12 protein-coding genes are annotated in these 17,605 nt (G+C 65.6%); 3 read left to right on the top strand and 9 right to left on the bottom strand.

The genetic code is table 11. The features are described from left to right. Positions 1–231 precede the first annotated feature (231 nt). The gene (locus PAN31108_RS09450) at positions 232–729 is read left to right on the top strand and encodes a glutathione peroxidase (protein ID WP_150668612.1); all 498 of its coding nucleotides are present in this window, start codon (positions 232–234) and stop codon (positions 727–729) included. A gap of 89 nt (positions 730–818) precedes the next feature. Here PAN31108_RS09450 and PAN31108_RS09445 read toward each other — a convergent pair whose 3' ends face one another. Further along, positions 819–1,223 (bottom strand): hypothetical protein, encoded by a 405-nt coding sequence (locus tag PAN31108_RS09445; RefSeq protein ID WP_150668611.1) that lies wholly within the window; start codon positions 1,221–1,223, stop codon positions 819–821. Positions 1,224–1,400: 177 nt separating this feature from the next. Between PAN31108_RS09445 and PAN31108_RS09440 the strand changes: the two genes are divergently transcribed. Further along, entirely contained in the window at positions 1,401–2,963 is a 1,563-nt protein-coding gene (locus PAN31108_RS09440) for an aminotransferase-like domain-containing protein (RefSeq protein ID WP_150668610.1), read from the top strand. A 101-nt stretch (positions 2,964–3,064) separates the two neighbouring features. Here the strand turns inward: PAN31108_RS09440 and glcE are convergent, their stop codons facing one another. From glcE to PAN31108_RS09420, 4 genes are read right to left on the bottom strand one after another with little or no spacing between them, the layout of a single operon-like run. After that, positions 3,065–4,147: a glycolate oxidase subunit GlcE gene (gene glcE / locus PAN31108_RS09435; protein ID WP_150668609.1), complete on the bottom strand. Its 1,083-nt coding sequence runs from the start codon at positions 4,145–4,147 to the stop codon at positions 3,065–3,067. After that, positions 4,147–5,016: an ion transporter gene (locus PAN31108_RS09430; protein WP_150668608.1), complete on the bottom strand. Its 870-nt coding sequence runs from the start codon at positions 5,014–5,016 to the stop codon at positions 4,147–4,149. The genes glcE and PAN31108_RS09430 overlap by 1 nt, the downstream gene beginning before the upstream one ends. Before the next feature lies 1 nt (position 5,017). Then, entirely contained in the window at positions 5,018–6,595 is a 1,578-nt protein-coding gene (locus PAN31108_RS09425) for an FAD-linked oxidase C-terminal domain-containing protein (RefSeq protein WP_246183859.1), read from the bottom strand. A 7-nt stretch (positions 6,596–6,602) separates the two neighbouring features. Further along, entirely contained in the window at positions 6,603–8,024 is a 1,422-nt protein-coding gene (locus PAN31108_RS09420; protein ID WP_150668607.1) for an FAD-binding oxidoreductase, read from the bottom strand. Positions 8,025–8,329: 305 nt separating this feature from the next. Between PAN31108_RS09420 and PAN31108_RS09415 the strand changes: the two genes are divergently transcribed. After that, a complete protein-coding gene (locus tag PAN31108_RS09415) occupies positions 8,330–8,923 on the top strand; it encodes a cob(I)yrinic acid a,c-diamide adenosyltransferase (RefSeq protein ID WP_150668606.1) in 594 nt (197 codons plus the stop codon). Between the two features lie 101 nt (positions 8,924–9,024). Here the strand turns inward: PAN31108_RS09415 and aroG are convergent, their stop codons facing one another. The 4 genes from aroG to PAN31108_RS09395 all read right to left on the bottom strand — a co-directional run bounded on the left by aroG (position 9,025) and on the right by PAN31108_RS09395 (position 17,523). Further along, entirely contained in the window at positions 9,025–10,098 is a 1,074-nt protein-coding gene (aroG, locus tag PAN31108_RS09410; protein ID WP_150668605.1) for a 3-deoxy-7-phosphoheptulonate synthase AroG, read from the bottom strand. Positions 10,099–10,573: 475 nt separating this feature from the next. Continuing rightward, positions 10,574–12,034 carry a metalloprotease TldD gene (gene tldD, locus PAN31108_RS09405; RefSeq protein ID WP_150668604.1) on the bottom strand — a complete coding sequence of 487 codons (1,461 nt, stop codon included), beginning with the start codon at positions 12,032–12,034 and terminating at the stop codon, positions 10,574–10,576. Between the two features lie 73 nt (positions 12,035–12,107). Continuing rightward, a complete protein-coding gene (locus tag PAN31108_RS09400) occupies positions 12,108–12,965 on the bottom strand; it encodes a carbon-nitrogen hydrolase family protein (RefSeq protein ID WP_150668603.1) in 858 nt (285 codons plus the stop codon). Between the two features lie 103 nt (positions 12,966–13,068). Beyond that, entirely contained in the window at positions 13,069–17,523 is a 4,455-nt protein-coding gene (locus tag PAN31108_RS09395) for a YhdP family phospholipid transporter (protein ID WP_150668602.1), read from the bottom strand. Positions 17,524–17,605: the final 82 nt, after the last annotated feature.

The raw sequence follows: 17,605 nt of genomic DNA, 5'->3' as shown, positions 1-17,605 counted from the left end.
ACCGGGAACACCGGGCGAGTTCGAAAGACCCTCCGGGTCGTCGGCCAGCCATTGGCCACCGATTATAGCCGTGCTCGGAGCGCAGGTGCTACCGGGTAAATATCGAGGTGCTACCCGGGCGGCATCGGTGGGGTTGCCCGCATGCCAGGAGGGGCGCAGGCGGGCGTGCGCCGCCCATGGGGCCTGCGTTGTGGCAGACTGCGCGGTGCCAACATCCAAAGGGAGCCGACGATGAGCGCCAATTCGCAGCGCGTGTACGATTTTTCAGTCCAGACGCTGGCGGGCGAGTCCGTCAGCCTGTCGCAGTATCGTGGCAAGGTGTTGCTCATCGTCAACACGGCGAGCGAGTGCGGCTTCACGCCGCAATACGCCGGGCTGCAAACGCTCTACGAACAACTCGGCCCGCGCGGCTTCGAGGTGCTGGCGTTCCCTTGCAATCAGTTCGGCAAGCAGGAACCGGGCGACGCGCAAGCGATCCGCAGTTTCTGCGACCTGCGTTTTCACGTCACCTTCCCGATGTTCGCCAAGATCGACGTGAAAGGCGCAGACGCTGCACCGCTCTACCGCTATCTGACGCAGGAAAAGCCCGGCGTGCTGGGCACGAAGGCGATCAAATGGAATTTCACCAAGTTCCTCGTGGACGCGTCTGGCAACGTGGTGGCGCGTTACGCCCCGAGCGCGAAGCCCGAAGCCATTCGCGCGGACATCGAGGCACTGCTGCCCGCCTGAACATCGAGGACGGAGGCTGAATGGGCGTGGGGCGTGCCGCACGACGTCGCGTAGCGGGCTGCCCACGCGCGACACCCGTGCGGGATGCGTCATGCGCCCGTCGTGTCGCGGCAGGTGATGCTCGCGCCGGTGGCGCTCGAGAGCGTGATCCAGCCGGACGTTTGCATCACATAAACCTGCCCGGCCATCAAAGGCACGGTCGTACGCCAGAGGCTCGCCGCGAGCCAACGCGCGGCGGGTGTGAGCGCGACCTGACCCCGACGAACGTGAAGTACCGTGCCTCTTGCCGCGTAAGCGTGAAATGCCTGTCCGGGCGCCAACGTCAACGTGGTTGGCCCGGCGGCGGCCGCTTCGGCGGTGCGCTCGTGAAAGGCTGGCGAGGTCGCCGAGTTCGCTGAATTCGCTGAGCCGGCGAAGCGTCGCTCTCGGGCGTCTGTCATCGCTTCGCGGGCGACGTGGGGGCATGACGTAAGGGAGGTGGGATGCGTTGCCATGAGGGGACTCCGGGGCGTTGAACAGATGCCTACAGCGTATCGATGGCCCTGCGGCCCCGGTAGGCACACCCATTGGCCGTTTCCCCCGTAACAGATGGGCACCGGGCAATCTGTTACGATGCCAAAACCTCAAATCTGTATCTGTTCTGGTTGTGTGCAATCCCTGATCATCTGCGCATGGACGCCGCCAACCCCGATCTCATCGTCTCCGAAGCACCGCCCGTGTGTGTGCCGAACGTCAAGCCGGCGGGCGTAGCGACAGTCCCGCCCACCGCCGTCACGTCTGTCACCGCTGAAGAGCGCATTCCGCTTTACCGTCAACTGGCGGACCACTATCGTCACGCCATCGAAGCGGGAACGCTCACGCCCGGCGCACGCATGCCCAGCGTCCGGGCGCTCATGGAGCGGCACCAGATCAGCCTGTCGACGGCGCTACAGACGTGTCGCCATCTGGAAGCGCAGGGCTTGCTCGAAGCGCGTCCGCGTTCGGGATACTTCGTGCGCACACCGGCGCGCGCGAGCGTCGTGCCGGTGGCGGAGCCCCGTGCGTGGGTGCCCGATCTGGCGCAGTACGTCGGCATCAACCAGCGTGTCTCGTCGATCCTCGCCCGGGGGCTTCAGGCGAATATCAAGGTCAATCTGGCTGTCGCACACGGATCGCCGTCGCTGTATCCCGTCAACGAGCTGCGGCAGGCGACGATCCGTGCATTACGCGATAACCCGCTGCTGTATGGCGCGCCGCCGCCCGACGGCGGAGAGACCCGGTTTCGCGCTGCGATCGCCCGGCGCGCGCTCGAAGCGCGCATGAACCTCAACCCGGAAGCGATCACCGTGACCCATGGCTGCATCGAGGCGATCAACCTCGCGCTGCGTGCCGTGGCGAGCGTCGGCGACGTGGTCGCCGTCGAATCGCCCACTTACTACGCGTTGCTGCAGACGCTGGAGAGCATGGGCGTTCGGGCGCTCGAAATCCCGACGAGTCCGCAGACAGGCATCTCGCTCGACGCACTGGAGCTGGCAAGCCAGACCTACGACAACATCAAGGCGGTGATCGTCGTGCCGCATTTTCAGAATCCGCTGGGATCGGTGATGCCGGACGCGCACAAGATCCAACTCGTGAAGTGGGCGGAATCCCGGGGCATTGCGATCATCGAGGACGATACGTATTCGGCGTTGGGCGACGACGGCAATATTCCCGCGGCCATTCGCTCATGGGACACGACGGGCAACGTGATTCACTGCGCGTCGCTGCACAAGACGCTCGCGCCGGGCATGCGGCTCGGATGGATTGCAGGCGGGAAGTGGCAATCGCGCGTGGAGATGCTGAAGTACGCGCAGACGCGACCGAACGAAGCCCTCGCACAGATCGCCATGGGCGAGTTCATGGATTCGCCGCGCTTTGACCGCCATTTGCGGCGCTTGCGCGCGCAGTTGCGCGAGCATCGCGCGGCCATGGCCGAAGCGATCGCAACGTACTTCCCGGCCGGCACCCGTCTGACGCAGCCGGCCGGCGGTCTGAGTCTCTGGGTCGAGATGCCCGGCGGCGTGAGTTCGGAGCGACTCTTCGACGCGGCATTGGAGAAGGGCATTCGCATCGCGCCCGGCAGCCTCTTCTCGAACTCCGCGCGCTACGACAACTTCCTGCGCATCAATGGCGGCCAGCCGTTCACGCGCGACGTCGACAAGGCCGTGCGCACCCTTGCCAACGAGGTCGTCCTGCTGCTGGACGCAAACGGCTGAGCTGCGAGCCGTGAGCTGCTAGCCATGAGCCATGAGCCATGAGCCATCAGCCATCAGTCATCAGTCATCAGCCATGAGCGGCCGATGTTGTGCGGCAGCGCTCAGAACTCCGGATACATCCGACCGGGATTGAAGATCCCGGCAGGATCGAACACCGACTTGAGGTTCCGGTGGATGCGCATGACCGGCGCAGGCAAGGGCGTAAAGACGCTGACACTCGGCTCCCCGTAGCGGAACAGCGTCGCGTGGCCGCCATCCTGACGCGCTGCCGAGCGCACGATCTGCGCGTCGGCATCGGTGATCCACCAGCGCTGCGCGCCGCCCCACTCGATGAGTTGCTTGCCCGGCAGACGGTGCGGCTCCGCCGTGGAAGGCACGGCCAGACGCCACAGGGCTTGCCCCGGTCCGGCATCTGCAAAGAAGTTGTCGGTCTGCTCCCGAATCGCGTGCCAGAACTTCGCGGCATGAATCGCATCGACCAACTCGCCGCCCATCTTCACGCGAGCGGCCTTGATTGCCGCCGATGCGCCCGCCAGACGAATCACCAGCAAGTCGCTGCGCCACGCACTGCCGGTAATCGGCAGCGGCTGACCGCCCCATTCGTTGAGCTTGCGTACTGCGTCGATGGCGTTCATCTCGAATTGCAGCGTCAACTCTGCGAACGGCTGCGGCAGCACCTTGAGCGACACGTCGAGAATCAGCCCCAGCGTGCCTAGCGAGCCGGCGAGCATGCGAGAGACGTCGTAACCGGCAACGTTCTTCATCACCTGACCGCCGAAGTTCAGCACGTGTCCACGACCGTCCATCAGCTTGGCGCCGAGCACGAAGTCGCGCACTGCGCCGACAGCGCTGCGACGCGGCCCTGCCAGTCCTGACGCTACCGCGCCGCCGATGGTCGCGCCCGGCCCGAAGTAGGGCGGCTCGAACGGCAGCAACTGATTGCGCTCGGCGAGCGCCGCTTCGATCTCGGCCAGCGGTGTGCCGCACCGCGCCGTGATGACCAGCTCGGCGGGGTCATAAGCGACGATGCCGCTGTACGCGCGGGTGTCGAGCACTTCGCCCACCCGCTGTTGCCCGTACCACGCCTTGGTGCCGCCGCCGCGAAGCTGAAGCGGGGCGCGGCGAGCGGTGGCCTGTTCGATCACGGCGCGGAAATTCTCGAGGGTCTCGTTCGTATCGGTCATCAGCTCGGTTCGGGCGGCGCAGAGGTATCGGATTGATAGGGTGCCAACTCGCTGCCGCAGTGCTTGCAGAAGCGGGCGTCGGGCTCGTGTCCTTCGGTTTGGCATTGACCGCAAGTGCGCGTGGTGATCGGTGCGCGGCGCATGGCGGAATGGATTTCGGCACCCATGATGCCGGTGGGAATCGCGATCACGCTATAGCCGAGCAGCATCACGAAACCGGTGATGGCCTTGCCCAGCCCGGTGACCGGCACGACGTCTCCATAGCCCGTGGTCGTGAGCGTGACGATGGCCCAGTAGATCCCGACGGGAATGCTCGTGAAGCCATGCTCCGGCCCTTCGATGATGTGCATGAGCGTGCCGAAGATCACCACGATGATCGAGATGAACCCGAGAAACACGAGAATCTTGCGACGCGCGTTGTACAGCGCAATGCTGAGAATGCCGGCTTCGTTGACGTAAGCGGTGAGCTTCAGAATCCGGAACGCGCGCATGAGCCGCAACAGCCGCACGTCGATCAGCCCATGCAGTTCGGGCACGAGAATCGCGAGATAGGTCGGCAGAATGGCGAGCAGGTCGATGATGCCGTAGAACGACAACGCATAACGTCCCGGCCGATGCGCGCTCAGCAGGCGCGCGATGTACTCGGCCGTGAACAGCAGCGTGAAGAACCACTCCAGGATCGCCATCGGTATCGGCATCGTGGCCTGTACCGCCGGGACACTGGAGACGACCACCGTAAGCACGGACAGCACGATGGCGACGAGCAGCGCGATGTCGAACAACCGCCCTTGTCGCGTATCCGCTTCGAAGATGATGATGTAAAGACGCTGCCGCCAGTCGTGCGGCAGCCATTCCGACAGCGGGCGCATCTCAGAACCTCGGCAGGTCGGGGTGCGGCAGCAGGCCGCCGCGTACGTGCTGCTTGCCGTATTCGGCACATCGCGCCCGTGTCGGAATGCCTTTGTCCGGATTGAGCAATCCGACCGGATCGAACGCGCGTTTCACCCCGAAGAACGCGTCGCGCTCCTGTGCCGAGAATTGTACGCACATCGAGTTGATTTTCTCGATGCCGACGCCGTGTTCGCCCGTAATCGTGCCGCCGAGTTCGACGCACGCTTCCAGAATGTCGCTACCGAACGCTTCGGCACGATGCCATTCGTCCAGATCGTTGCCGTTGAAAAGAATGAGCGGATGCATGTTCCCGTCTCCCGCATGAAAGACGTTAATACAGCGCAACCCATATTGTTGTTCCAGACCTTCGATGCGTTTGAGTAATGTCCCAATCGCGCGCCGCGGAATCGTACCGTCCATGCAGTAGTAGTCGGGCGAGATGCGCCCGGCGGCAGGGAACGCGTTCTTGCGTCCGGACCAGAAGCGCAGGCGTTCCTCTTCGCTTCGCGAGATCTGCAGGCGTGTCGCCCCCGAGGTACGCAGCACGTGGGAGATACGCAGGATTTCCTCGGTGACTTCCTCGGGCGTGCCGTCCGACTCGCACAGCAAAATGGCGGCGGCATCCAGATCGTAGCCGGCGTGCACGAATTCCTCGACGGCCCGCGTGGCGGGCTTGTCCATCATCTCGAGCCCGGCCGGGATGATGCCGGCCGCGATAATCGCCGCAACCGCATTGCCGCCGGTTTCCACGTCGTCGAAGCTCGCCATGATGACTTGCGCCGTCTGTGCCTTCGGCACCAGCTTGACGGTGATTTCGGTGACGACGCCGAACATGCCTTCGCTGCCGATGAAGACGGAGAGCAGATCGAGCCCGGGCGCGTCGGGGCCGAGCGAGCCGAACTCGATGGCCTCTCCCGACATCGTGATGGCGCGCACGCGCAATACGTTGTGCACCGTCAGCCCGTACTTCAGGCAATGCACGCCGCCCGAGTTCTCGGCGACGTTGCCGCCGATGGTGCAGGCGATCTGCGACGACGGGTCCGGCGCGTAGTAAAGCCCATAAGGCGCGGCCGCCTCGGATATCGCGAGGTTGCGCACGCCCGGCTGCACGGTGGCCGTGCGCGCATAGGGATCGACTTCGACGATTTTCTTGAACTTCGCGAGCGAAAGCACCAGGCCATCCGACATCGGCATGGCGCCGCCGGACAGGCTGGTGCCCGCACCGCGCGGCACCACCGGGATGCCGAGCTGGTGGCAGGCTTGCAAGATGCGCTGCACCTGCGATTCCGACTCGGGCAGCACGACCGCGAGCGGCACGCGGCGATACGCCGCCAGCCCGTCGCACTCGTAAGGGGTGGTGTCCTCGCGCCGATGCAGGATGCAATGCGGGGGCAGGATCCGGGCGAGCGCGTCGAGCAACTGGCGCTGACGCGCGGCGAGCGCATCGGTGTCGGTGCCGTCGAGAGGCGCGGTATCCCTCTCGGGCGAACCGGATGAACCCGACGAGCGGGGCTGGCCCTGCGGCGGGGGCATCCGGGGTGTCTGGGGCGCGTTCATGCGGCGCTCAGCCCGCTGCGCGCAACCGGAAAATCTTGCCCGGATTCAGCAGGTTGTGTGGGTCGAGCGAGGTCTTGATCGCCCGCATGACGTCGATGGCATCTTCGCCGTGCTCGGTCACGAGAAACCCCATCTTGTGCAGGCCCACACCATGTTCGCCAGTGCACGTGCCGCCCATGCGAATGGCACGCTCGACGATGCGCTGATTCAGCCGCTCGGCTTCGTCGATATCCTCCTGCTTGTCCGGATCGATCAGGATGGCAACGTGGAAGTTGCCGTCGCCAACATGACCGACGATCGGGCACATGAGCCGGGAGCTTTTGAGATCCTCTTCCGTTTCGCCCACGCATTCGGCCAGCCGCGAGATCGGCACACAGACGTCTGTCGTCACGGCCCGGCTGCCCGGCTGAAGCTGGAGCATCGCGAAGTAAGCGCTGTGGCGCGCACTCCACAAACGGTTGCGGTCTTCGGTGCGCGTGGCCCATTCGAAGCCGGTGCCGCCGTTATCCTTGGCCAGTTCTTCGACCGTCTGTGCCTGTTCCTTCACGCCGGCTTCGCTGCCGTGGAACTCGAAGAACAGCGTTTGCGTCTCGGGCAGTGCCATCTTGGAATGCTTGTTGATCGCGCGCACGGCCAGCGCATCGACGAACTCCACGCGCGCGACCGGCACGCCGAGCTGAATCGTCTGGATGGTGCAGTTCACGGCGTCCGTCATGCTGGGGAACGAGCAGATCGCCGCCGACACGGCTTCGGGCTGGGGATACAGACGTACGGTCACTTCGGTGATGATGCCCAGCGTCCCCTCGCTGCCGACGAACAGGCGCGTGAGGTCGTAGCCCGCCGACGACTTGCGGGCGCGCGTGCCGGTGTGAATCACACGGCCGTCGGCGAGCACGACGGTCAGCGCGAGCACGTTCTCGCGCATCGTGCCGTAGCGCACGGCGTTGGTCCCCGAGGCGCGCGTGGCACACATGCCGCCGATACTGGCGTCCGCGCCCGGATCGATCGGAAAGAACAGGCCGGTGTCGCGCAGGGCTTCGTTCAGTGCCTTGCGCGAGATGCCCGGCTGGGCGGTGACGGTCAGGTCTTCGGCATTGATCGACACGACCTGATTCATCTCCGACAGATCGAGCGACAACCCGCCCTCGACCGCGAGCAGATGACCTTCGAGCGACGAGCCGGCGCCGTAGGGAATGATGGGAACGTTGTACTTTGCGCAGTGTTTGACGATCTGCGAGACCTCTTCGGTGCTGTGCGCGAAGGCGACGGCATCGGGCAACATGGGGTCGAACGGAGACTCGTCCCGGCCGTGATGCTCGCGCAGCGCCTCCTTGATGCTTACGCGCTCGCCCAGCAGGGCTTGCAATTCGGCAAGCAGGGCGTCCGGAAACGGACGCTTGGCGGCGAACGGCAGGTGAGGGTGATTCACGGCTTTCTCCTTCGGGTCTCCGGGCCGCCTGCCGGTGGGCGTTGGCGGACACCATATCGGGCGGGGTCTTGGGCGCGCGGCGCACTCCCTGACACCTCATGAGCGGGGATTTTACGCTGTGGCGGCGTTTTTCCCCATACTTTGCGTCATATCATACGGACTTGCCGGATATCGACGCCATCGGAATTGCCTGAAAAATGGGCAGTCGGCGGCGAGACGGTCAATTTCAATCATAAAGGCAGGTCGTCCGGCGCGCCGAAGGGCGTCGGCAGGCGGGATGTGCCGCAAGGGGTAGGTGTCAGAAGATGGGTAATCGTTTGAGCAAGATCGTCACGCGTACGGGCGACGGGGGCAAGACCGGCCTGGGAGACGGGGCGCGCGTGGACAAGTTCAGCCTGCGTATCGTCGCCATCGGTGATATCGACGAAACCAATTCGCATATCGGCGTGTTGCTGTGCGAGGACCTGCCGCAGGACGTGCGCGCCATGCTGATCGATATTCAGCACGACCTGTTCGATCTGGGCGGGGAGCTGAGCATGCCGCGTCACACTCTGCTGGAGGACGCCCACGTCGCCAAGCTCGACGAGTGGCTGGCGCATTACAACGCCGATTTGCCGCGTCTGAAGGAATTCATTCTGCCGGGCGGCACCCGTGCGGCGGCGCTCGCGCACATCGTGCGGACCGTGGCGCGCCGCGCCGAGCGCGCGATGGTGGCCCTTGGCGCCGAGGAGACGGTCGCGCCCGCGCCGCGTCAATACATCAACCGCTTGTCCGACCTCATGTTCGTGCTCGCCCGTGTGCTCAATCGCGCCGGCGGCGGCGCCGACGTGCTGTGGCAGCGCGATCGTGCGGACAACGGGCGTGTGGAAGGTCCGCGCTCAGAGGGCGAGGCGCAGTAAGCGCTCAATCCGCCCGGACGACGTCCGGGCGCGCCGCCTGGGACCGGAATACCGGCGAGGGGATGATCGGGCGGCCACCGGTCAATCGGCCGCCCTCCACATCAGTTACCCGCGCCGCGAGCCACGCGACGCGCACGCACGGCATCCGCCAGCGTGTCGAGGACCTTGAGACTGTCTTCCCAGTCGATGCACGCATCGGTAATGCTCTGACCGTAGGTCAGTTCCTTGCCGGGCACGTGATCCTGGCGGCCTGCCACGAGGTGCGACTCGACCATCACGCCGATGATGCGGTCGTCCCCGCCGGCGAGCTGACGGGCGATGTCCTCGCACACCGGAATCTGGTTCTCGTGCTTTTTCTGGCTGTTGGCATGCGAGGCGTCGATCATCACGCGTGCGGCCAGACCCGACTTGGCGATGTCGTCGCAGGCGGTTTGCACGCTCGCTGCATCGTAGTTGGGCGCCTTGCCGCCGCGCAGGATCAGGTGGCAATCTTCGTTGCCTGCCGTCGACACGATGGCCGAGTGCCCGCCCTTCGTCACCGACAGGAAATGGTGCGGCTGCGACGCGGCCTTGATCGCATCCACGGCGATCTTCACGTTGCCGTCGGTGCCGTTCTTGAAACCGACCGGGCACGACAGGCCGGAGGCCAGTTCGCGGTGCACCTGCGATTCCGTGGTGCGTGCGCCGATGGCGCCCCAGGACACGAGATCGGCGATGTACTGCGGGCTGATCATGTCGAGGTATTCCGTGCCTGCGGGCAGTCCCATCTCGTTGATCTGCGCGAGCAGCTCGCGTGCCAGGCGCAGGCCATCGTTGATCTTGAAGCTGTTGTCCATGTGCGGGTCGTTGATCAGACCCTTCCAGCCCACCGTCGTGCGCGGCTTTTCGAAGTACACGCGCATCACGATTTCCAACTCGCCCTTCAGGCGCTCCCGCTGTTCGACCAGACGCGACGCGTATTCCAGCGCAGCTTTCGGATCGTGGATCGAGCACGGGCCGATGATGACGACGAGACGGTCTTCCATGCCGTGCAGCACGCGGTGAATGGCGCCGCGAGTGCGATGGATGAGGTCGGCGCTCTTTTCCGAGCACGGGTACTCGCGAATCAGGTGCGCCGGGGGCGTGAGTTCCTTGAGTTCGCGAATACGGACATCATCGGTATTGTGGGGAGGCATGGTTTTTCTCCTGGGCAGTTCGGACTGCGGTTCGTTTCTCGGATTCGGGGCAAAAAAAAACCGCCAGACTCGCTGGCGGTTTTTCAGGATTCGTTCGGTGCTTACTGCTGCAACTGTCCCTCTCCATCCGCCAGCGGTGTGAGATACGCAAAAAAGTAAAAGTAAAACTTGCTGGCGTTCATGAAGGATGTCTTGGACATTGCGTTGCCGGCGGATCGCCGTGCACAGGAATCACGTTATACGCCTAATCGAATGACGCCGCAACCGCGTTGAACCGCCGGCGGAACGAAAAACGTGCGGAATTTGCGCATTTCAATAGCCGAAAATACGCAAAAAAATCGTGATTTTCACAAAGCATACGAAAACGCCCGGTTTGACCCGGGCGCTTTGCTGTGCTCGACGCATTTTTTGCGGTGCGGGATTTTGCAACACGCCATGAGGGGGCGTTGCATGCGTCACCGCATGTCCAACGGGATCAGGCCGTACCGCCGACCGTCATGTTTTCCATGCGCAGCGTCGGTTGGCCCACGCCCACCGGCACGCTCTGGCCTTCCTTGCCGCACACGCCCACGCCCGAGTCGAGCGACATGTCGTTGCCGATCATGGTCACGTCCTTGAGCGATTCCGGGCCATTGCCGATCAGCGTCGCGCCCTTGACCGGGTACGTGATCTTGCCGTCCTCGATCATGTAGGCCTCAGACATCGAGAACACGAACTTGCCGTTGGTGATGTCGACCTGGCCGCCACCGAAGTTCACGGCATACAGGCCGCGTTTGACCGACGCGATGATTTCCTCGGGATCCTTGTCGCCACCGAGCATATACGTGTTGGTCATGCGCGGCATCGGCAGGGCGGCGTACGACTCGCGGCGGCCGTTGCCCGTCACCGGCATCTTCATGAGGCGCGCATTCAGGCTGTCCTGCATGTAGCCCTTGAGAATGCCGTCCTCGATGAGCGTGGTGCACTGCGTCGGGTTGCCTTCGTCGTCGATATTCAGCGAGCCGCGACGGTTCGACAGCGTGCCGTCGTCCACCACCGTGACGCCCTTGGCCGCCACACGCTCGCCCAGGCGCCCGGAGAACGCTGACGACCCCTTGCGGTTGAAGTCGCCTTCCAGCCCGTGGCCGACGGCTTCGTGCAGCAGCACGCCGGGCCAGCCCGGGCCGAGTACCACGGTCATCGCACCGGCGGGCGCGGGACGCGCGTCGAGCTTGACGATGGCGCCGTCGACCGCTTCCTTGACGTACTTTTCGAGCAGGTCGTCCGTGAAGTAGCCGTAATCGAGGCGGGCGCCGCCGCCGCTGTTGCCCATTTCGCGGCGTCCGTTGGATTCGACGATCACGGTGACAGAGACGCGCACGAGCGGGCGCACGTCGGCGGCGATCACGCCGTCGCTACGCGCCACGAGCACGACGTCGTACTCGCCGGCGAGCCCTGCCATGACCTGCGACACGCGCGGATCGCGCGCGCGGGCGAGCTTTTCGATGCGCTCGAGCAGCGCGACCTTGCCGTTGGCGTCGAGCGACGCGAGCGGGTCGGCGGGCAGATACAGCCCATGGCCGCTGGCGCTCGCGAGCTTGCTGCCGACCTTGACGCGGCCGCGCCCGGCCGACGCGATGCTGCGCGTGGCGGCGGCGGCGTCTTGCAGCGCAATTTCGGAAATGTCGTCGGAGTAGGCGAACGCGGTGCGGTCACCCACGATGGCGCGCACCCCCACGCCCTGATCGATCGAGAACGACCCTGATTTGACGATGCCTTCCTCCAGACTCCACGCTTCGCTGCGCGTGTACTGGAAGTACAGATCGGCGTAGTCCACGCGGTGGGTGAAGATGTCGCCGAGGGCGCGCTGCAGGTGGCTTTCGTCGAGGCCGTAAGGCGTGAGCAGCAGCTCGCGGGCGGTGGCCAGGTTCTGGATGCCGGTGTCGATGATTTTCATGCGGTGTCAGGCCAAGGAAATGTATTCGGTAGATGAGGGCGGATTCGGCGATGTCAACATGGCGAGCCGTGCGTCACCCTTGCAGCACGCGATGACGCCATGCGGGCAGGCTCTGACGCACGCCGGCCAGCCGGGCCGGGTCGATGTCGCCGACGACCACGCCGGCGCCTTCCGCTTCCCGCTGGGCGACGATGTCGCCCCAGGGATCGATCAGCATGGAATGCCCCCAGGTTCGCCGCCCGCTCTCATGGTGGCCGCCCTGTGCGGACGCCAGCACGTAACACTGATTCTCGACGGCGCGTGCGCGCAACAGCAACTCCCAGTGCGCGCGGCCCGTGGTGTAGGTAAAGGCGGCGGGTACGACGATGAGCGTACAGTCGCCCATGGCACGGTACAACTCGGGAAAACGCAGGTCGTAGCAGACCGACAGGCCGACGCGCCCGAACGGCGCATCGAACGTGCGCACCGTGTCGCCGGGGCGAATGGTGCGTGCCTCGTCATAGGCTTCCTCGCCTTTGACGAAATTGAACAGGTGAATCTTGTCGTAACGTGCGGCCGGCGCACCGTCCGGCGAGAAGACGAGCGTCGTGTTGAGTACGCGCTCGGGTTCCGGGGCGGCCAGCGGCAGCGTGCCGCCGATCAGCCAGACGCCATGCCGACGGGCGGTTTGCGCCAGAAAGTCCTGGATCGGCCCGCTGCCGGGCGTCTCCCGCAGGGCGAGCTTGTCGGTATCGCGCTGCCCCATGTAGCAGAAATACTCGGGCAACAGCACCAGCTGCGCGCCCGCGTCGGCCGCTTCCGCCACCAGACGGGCGGCTTCGCGCAGGTTTCGCTCGACGTCCGGCGCGCTCACCATCTGCGCGGCGGCCACGCGAACCGGGGCGTCCGTGCGGACGGGCGGGGTGGCTGGCTTCGTATCGGGACTCGTCATGGAATGGCTGGTTTCGGGCGATGGACTTGGCTAGATGGGCACGTGTGCGGGGGACCGCTTTCGTGCGCTTTCCTGGTTTTTCGTGTCGACTTCCCGGAAACGCTCAGTGGCCGCGCATGCCGAAGGGTTGAGGGCTTATTTGCGCCTCCGGCCGGGTTTCCGGGGATGCGTTGATCTTACTCTTATTGCCGCTGCCCTGTCCGATGACCGGATTATCCCAGGAACCGGTGACGTGATAGGTCGTCGAGAGGGTGCGCGAGAGCTGATCGCCGAGCGCCAGTTGGGCGAAGAACGACCCGATGCCCAGCGCCGGGTTGACGATCGCCCACGCGAGCGACGCCGAGGCGGCGTTGATCTTCGGCAGCACCAGCACGTTCAGGTCCTGGGTCTCGCGCGCGAGGTCGGTGTGGCCGTCGATCTTGATGGTCGCGGCGTTGGCGTTGATCGTCAGGTCGTTGGTGTTCGCCACGCCGCCCTGCATCGTCACGTTGCCGTCGATGCTGTCGAACGGCAGGCCGCTGCCGATCACGCTGTTGAAGTCGAACGTCAGGATCTTGGCGAGCGTTTGCACCGACAGAATGCCCAGCAGCTTGGCGAGTCCCGGATCGGCTTTCAGGATTTGCCCACGTTTGAGATCGATCGCCACGCGTCCGCCCAGCGTCGGGTAGTCGATGGCGTCGGGCCCGCCGCGCCAGCCGAAACGTCCGGAGACGGTGCCGGCGCCGTCCTTGAGCGTCTTGGGTAGGCCGAGACGGTCGAGCAGACCGCCCGCGTTCTTCACGTCGAGATTGAAGTCGAGCACGGTGCGGCGGGGCACGTCGTCGTCGCTGCCGGTCTGTGCGATTTGTGCGGCGCGGCGACGCGACGTGCGCCAGTTGCCTTGCACATTGAGCGTGGCGGCGCTGTTGCTCAGCTCCAGCTTGGTGAGCTGCCACACCGGCACCCCGTCCTCGACGTCGTTGTGCGCATTCAGTTGCAGGCGGCCGAGCGGCTTGTCGCGCAGCACGAAATCGTTGGCGACGACGTCGATGGCCGGAAATTCGTCGCTCGGCTCGTCGAGCACCTGCGTGAGCACGTCGCTGCCTTGCTCCTCGCGAGGGATGATCAGTTTGGCCAGACGCGCCCGAACCGCGCCGGACGGGTTCTTCTCGCTCGGCGCCTGCCACTCGGCAAAGCCGGAGACAAGTTCCGACGCCAGGCTCACTTGCCAGTCGCGATCGTTGCGCTGCGCGCCCACGACCAGTTCAGGCCATTGACGCGACATCAGGCGAACTTGCCTCGCGTGTAACGCGAGGCGCGTCGGCAGGTATGGGGTGAGCGCGCCGAATTCGTCGCGCGCTGCGGCGGCCGTGGCCGCGGGGGCCGGCGGCGTGGCCTGCGTGCCCGGTGTGACGGCGTCGGTGCCGAGCGATGCGATCACGTTGCGCCACGCATCCACGTCGAGCGTATCGAACTGGGCGGAGGCCTGCACGCCTTCACGCGGCGCCGGCACGGGCTGGTTGATGCCGATGCCGCCACGCAGCACCTCCACGCGTCCGCCGCCAACGCGCTGCTGCACGTAGTTCGCCTGCACGCTGCCGATCGCGAAGTCGAGCGTATCGACGCGGCGCCCGCCTGCGTTGGCCTGCGGACGCATCGTAAAGCGGGCCGGCAGCGATGTCTCCGCACTCTTGCCCAGCGGCGCGGGCAGATTCACTGCGAGCCCGGCCAGCGTCGACTGCACCGCGACATCCGTCAGTCCCTGACGCACCGTAACCGTCGCCGTGTAGGGTGTGCCGCCCGTCATGCGCTTGGCCAGTTGCGCCAGCGTGGCGTTCTCGCGGTTCTCGCGCAGCCCTTGCGCGCTCATCTGACCGTTGACGTTCAGAACGATGGTGCGGTCTTCGCGACTGCCGCCGGAGGCGCGCACATCGCCGCCGAGGAACGTGCCGCGCAGGTTCTCGAGCGAGATGCCGCGCTCGGTGAACGCCAGTTCGCCGTCCACCGCGCCGAACGTCGGCAAGCCGTTGATCAGCGTGATGTCGTTACGCAGAAAGCGCGCCCGGCCCGACACTTTCGAGCGGTCGGTGTGGTCGAGCGGCATCGACAGTTGCATGGCGAGTTGCGCATTGCCGTTCGCCCGCGTTTCGTCGGTGAAGTCGCCGATCCAGTGGCCGACCGGGCTGTTGTTCAGATACTTGACGAAGTCCATCGCGGGGCCGCGCGCGTCGCCCTTGAGCGTGAGCGTGGAGTCGTCCTGTCCGATGTCGGCGATATCGCCCTGCACCTGCGTGAGCGTGACGCCGAAAACCGTGCCGCTGTCGATGGCGATATGCAGTTTGTCGGCATCGAAGCGCAGATTGCCGCGCACTTTCTCGAAGGGCGGCCAGACCTCCGTATGGCCGGGGCGCAGCGGCGACGGGTTGAACGTCACGTCCACCAGCGGAATATCGATGCGGAACTTGCCGCCGCCCTTGCCGTACGGGAAGTCTTCCAGATCCCCTTGCACGGCGAACGGCGCGTTCTGCACCGTGCCCGCCAGCAACGCGCGTTGCAGATAGTCGCGCACCCCCGCGCCGATGTCCGTGGGTAGATAGCGCGGCACCGCATTGGCGTTGGCGCGCACGATGTTGCCTTTCAGATCGACGATGCCGTTGCCCTTGCCGCCGTTACGCCAGGTGCCGCTCACGTCGCCCGTCAGTTCGCCGTTTTGCAGATGTACGGCGTCCACGCGTACCTGCACGTTCGCAGGGGCGTCGCGTTTGGTCGCCGAATGCGACACGCGCCACGACGTGCGTGCCGTGAGCGTATCGAGGTCGATGCGCGGCTGGTCGAAGCGTCCGGGGAAGTCCAGCGTGGCGTTTTTCGCGTTGAGCGAGAGGCTGCCGCGTGTCTGATCGGCGTCGATGTGGCCGCTCAGGTTGGCGAAGCCGGGGCGTCCCGCATTGGGCGCGTTCGGACGCACGGGCGCGTGCTGGCTCGGTTGACTGTCGAGCCCGAGGCCGTCGAAATCGGCGACCACGCGATAGCGATCGCGCTCCGGCGGCAATTGCTTGATGCCCGGCAGGTCGCGCCAGTTGGTCGGGCCATGCGGCTTGGGCGCCTGATAGTTGATGTCGAAGTTCGTCAGACGGCCACGCGGGCGGAAGCTGGCGAGCGTGTCGCGCGTCTGCGCATCGATGGGCAACGACGGCACGAGCGCCATGGCCGCGCCGATGTCGAAGCGTTGACCGGCCACCGCCACGTGCAGACCTTGCTCACCGGTGCCGGGCGTATAGCTGCCGTGCAATTCGGGGACATCCAGCGAAGGGCGTCCGGCGGCCTGCAAGTGGAGGTCGCGCGCGCGCAGATTCCAGCCCGAGTCCGCCTGAGCGCCGATACGTGAGACGTCGATCCGGCCTTGCGCGGTGTCGAAGGTGAGCGGTGGCAGATCGTCGGCCAGTTGCACGGACGTGGCGTCGCCCGCCGCGCGCAGCGTCGCCCCGGTGATCGTGCCGTTATCGAAGTCGACCCAGGCGCGGGCGGCCAGGCGTCCGCGCGAATCCTTGCCCGGCAGATCGATGTAGCGTGCGAGTTCGGCGAGATCCAGCGTACCGACGTCGCCGTAGAGTTGCCCGCGCCAGCGTTTGATTTCGCCGGGACGGGCGAACAGCGGATTGGTGAATCGCGCGCGAATGTCCAGCGGCGCCACGATGCCCTGCGGTGGATTCGCCTGCATGCCGAAGCGATGCTCGAAGCCGCGATTGCGCAGCATGGCGTTGACTTGCGTGACGACGACTTCGGGCACGTCGCGCGTGGCGTCGCGCCAGCGCACGGTGCCGTTGCGCACGACGATGCGGGCCTGACGCATGACCCAGTCGGCCCCGGCGGTGTCGGCCGTCTTGTCGTTACCCGACACCGGCATGCCTGCCACGAGGATCGCCCCGTCGGCGCGACGCTCCACGGTCACGTCCGGCTCATACAGCGTAAGACTCGACAGACGCAGGTCGAGATGTATCAGGCTGGTCCAGGAGAGCACGGCGTCGAGCCGGTGCAGCGTGAGGCTCGGCTCGACGGGCGGCGGCGCCCCCGGCGGGGCGTAGCTCACCGAGGGAGCATCGCTCGCCGGTCGGGCGGTCGCGGACGCAGTGGATGCCGTCGATGCTACCGATGCTACCGATGCCGCCGATGCTGCTGATGCGGAGGGTGTCGCCGACGCCGACGACGCACTATGGCGATGCAGCGGCGCGACCACGCGGGCGATCGTCGATGCCTTGGGCGGTGCGCTCTGGGCCGGCGGCGTGATGCGTACGTCTTCCAGCGATAAATAGGGGTGCCAGCCGCGCCAGACGGCATCGATCTTGCCGATGGTGACGGGCAGACCGATGGCGCGCGTCGCCGCCGCTTCGATCTGCGGGCGGTAGTCGGACACACGGGGAAGGATGACGTAGCGCGTCGCGAGGATCACGGCGCCCAGCCCGAAGTAGACGATGACGACGAGCGCCAGCAGCCATTCCAGACCCAGTCGCAAGCCACGCGGCAGTGACGAGAACCAGGACCGGGTCGCAGTGGGCGAGGCGGGCGGCTTGCGGTCGGTCATGCTGCGCGTCTACGAGGTAATGTGGTAGTTTCTGTGGCAAAGACTGTAACACAAGCCCAGGGGCGTCCGATGGCCGGGCCTT

The organism is Pandoraea anhela (genome assembly GCF_902459655.1).
GTDB classification, from domain to species: domain Bacteria; phylum Pseudomonadota; class Gammaproteobacteria; order Burkholderiales; family Burkholderiaceae; genus Pandoraea; species Pandoraea anhela.
The sequence above is the reverse complement of the archived record's forward strand: the minus strand, read 5'-3'. Positions and strand labels throughout refer to the sequence as shown.